This is a genomic window from Paenibacillus sp. P46E (assembly GCF_001909095.1).
In the GTDB taxonomy this organism is placed as follows: domain Bacteria; phylum Bacillota; class Bacilli; order Paenibacillales; family Paenibacillaceae; genus Paenibacillus_AQ; species Paenibacillus_AQ helianthi.
Map to the genome: position 1 here is coordinate 1 of NZ_LVYZ01000105.1, position 2,584 is coordinate 2,584.

At 53.3% G+C, this 2,584-nt stretch carries 1 rRNA gene; it reads right to left on the bottom strand.

Annotation, left to right across the window (positions count from 1 at the left end):
• Positions 1-2,584 (bottom strand): 23S ribosomal RNA (locus A3849_RS31030); the annotation flags it as partial.

A 2,584-nucleotide genomic window follows, 5' to 3' on the forward strand; every position in this document is an offset into this window, starting at 1 on the left:
ACTAAGGACAGCTCCTCTCAAATTTCCTGCGCCCACGACAGATAGGGACCGAACTGTCTCACGACGTTCTGAACCCAGCTCGCGTACCGCTTTAATGGGCGAACAGCCCAACCCTTGGGACCTACTTCAGCCCCAGGATGCGATGAGCCGACATCGAGGTGCCAAACCTCCCCGTCGATGTGGACTCTTGGGGGAGATAAGCCTGTTATCCCCAGGGTAGCTTTTATCCGTTGAGCGATGGCCCTTCCATGCGGTACCACCGGATCACTAAGTCCGACTTTCGTCCCTGCTCGACTTGTAGGTCTCGCAGTCAAGCTCCCTTATGCCTTTGCACTCTTCGAATGATTTCCAACCATTCTGAGGGAACCTTTGAACGCCTCCGTTACTCTTTAGGAGGCGACCGCCCCAGTCAAACTGCCCGCCTGACACGGTCCCCGTACCCGTTTAGGGTACCAGGTTAGAACCTAGATACGATCAGGGTGGTATCCCAACGGCGCCTCCATAGAAGCTTGCGCTCCTACTTCTACGGCTCCCACCTATCCTGTACAGATCGTACCCAAATTCAATATCAAGCTGCAGTAAAGCTCCATGGGGTCTTTCCGTCTTGTCGCGGGTAACCTGCATCTTCACAGGTATTAAAATTTCACCGGATCTCTCGTTGAGACAGCGCCCAAGTCGTTACGCCATTCGTGCGGGTCAGAATTTACCTGACAAGGAATTTCGCTACCTTAGGACCGTTATAGTTACGGCCGCCGTTTACTGGGGCTTCGGTTCACAGCTTCGGATTGCTCCTAACCGCTCCCCTTAACCTTCCAGCACCGGGCAGGCGTCAGCCCGTATACTTCGCCTTGCGGCTTCGCACAGACCTGTGTTTTTGCTAAACAGTCGCTTGGGCCTTTTCACTGCGGCCCCCTCGGGCTATTCACCCTACCGAGGCACCCCTTCTCCCGAAGTTACGGGGTCATTTTGCCGAGTTCCTTAACGAGAGTTCTTCCGCGCGCCTTAGAATTCTCTTCTCGCCTACCTGTGTCGGTTTGCGGTACGGGCACCTTCTCCTGGCTAGAGGCTTTTCTTGGCAGTGTGAGATCATGACCTTCGCTACTATAATTTTCGCTCCCCATCACAGCCCAGCCTTAACGATGTGCGGATTTGCCTACACACCAGCCTCACTGCTTAGACGGACATCCATCAGTCCGCGTCACTACCCTCCTGCGTCACCCCATCGCTCATAGCGGATTACGGTGGTACAGTAATTTCAAACTGTTGTCCTTCGACTACGCCTGTCGGCCTCGCCTTAGGTCCCGACTTACCCTGAGCGGACGAGCCTTCCTCAGGAAACCTTGGGCTTTCGGCGGATCAGATTCTCACTGATCTTTTCGTTACTCATACCGGCATTCTCACTTGTATACTCTCCAGCGCTCCTTACGGTACACCTTCAACGTATATACAACGCTCCCCTACCCCAGATGCAAAGCATCTAGCCATAGCTTCGGTGGTGTGTTTAGCCCCGTTACATTTTCGGCGCAGAGTCACTCGACCAGTGAGCTATTACGCACTCTTTCAATGGTGGCTGCTTCTAAGCCAACATCCTGGTTGTCTGTGCAACTCCACATCCTTTCCCACTTAACACACACTTGGGGACCTTAGCTGATGGTCTGGGCTGTTTCCCTTTTGACAATGGATCTTAGCACTCACTGTCTGACTCCCGGCAAGAAGTTAATGGCATTCGGAGTTTGACTGAGCTTGGTAACCCTTGCGGGCCCCGCACCCAATCAGTGCTCTACCTCCACCACTCCATTCACCGAGGCTAGCCCTAAAGCTATTTCGGGGAGAACCAGCTATCTCCGAGTTCGATTGGAATTTCTCCGCTACCCCCACCTCATCCCCGCATTTTTCAACATGCGTGGGTTCGGGCCTCCAGTGCGTGTTACCGCACCTTCACCCTGGACAGGGGTAGATCACACGGTTTCGGGTCTACGTCCACATACTTAGTCGCCCTATTCAGACTCGCTTTCGCTGCGGCTCCGGCTTCTCACCTTAACCTTGCATGTTAAACGTAACTCGCCGGTTCATTCTACAAAAGGCACGCCATCACCCATGAATAGGGCTCTGACTTTTTGTAAGCACACGGTTTCAGGTTCTATTTCACTCCCCTTCCGGGGTGCTTTTCACCTTTCCCTCACGGTACTGTTTCACTATCGGTCGCCAGGTAGTATTTAGCCTTAGCAGATGGTCCTGCTGGATTCATACGGGGTTTCACGTGCCCCGCACTACTCGGGATCCGCCTCGGAGAGAACACAGTTTAGGTTACAGGGCTTTTACCTCTATCGCGGGCCTTTCCAGACCTCTTCACCTACCATATTCCTTTGTAACTCCATGTGAGACGTCCCACAACCCCAAGAGGCAAGCCTCTTGGTTTAGGCTGTTCCGCGTTCGCTCGCCGCTACTGACGGAATCACTATTGTTTTCTCTTCCTCAGGGTACTTAGATGTTTCAGTTCCCCTGGTCTGCCTCTACATACCCTATGTATTCAGGTATGAGTAACTGCGAATTACCACAGCTGGGTTTCCCCATTCGGACACCC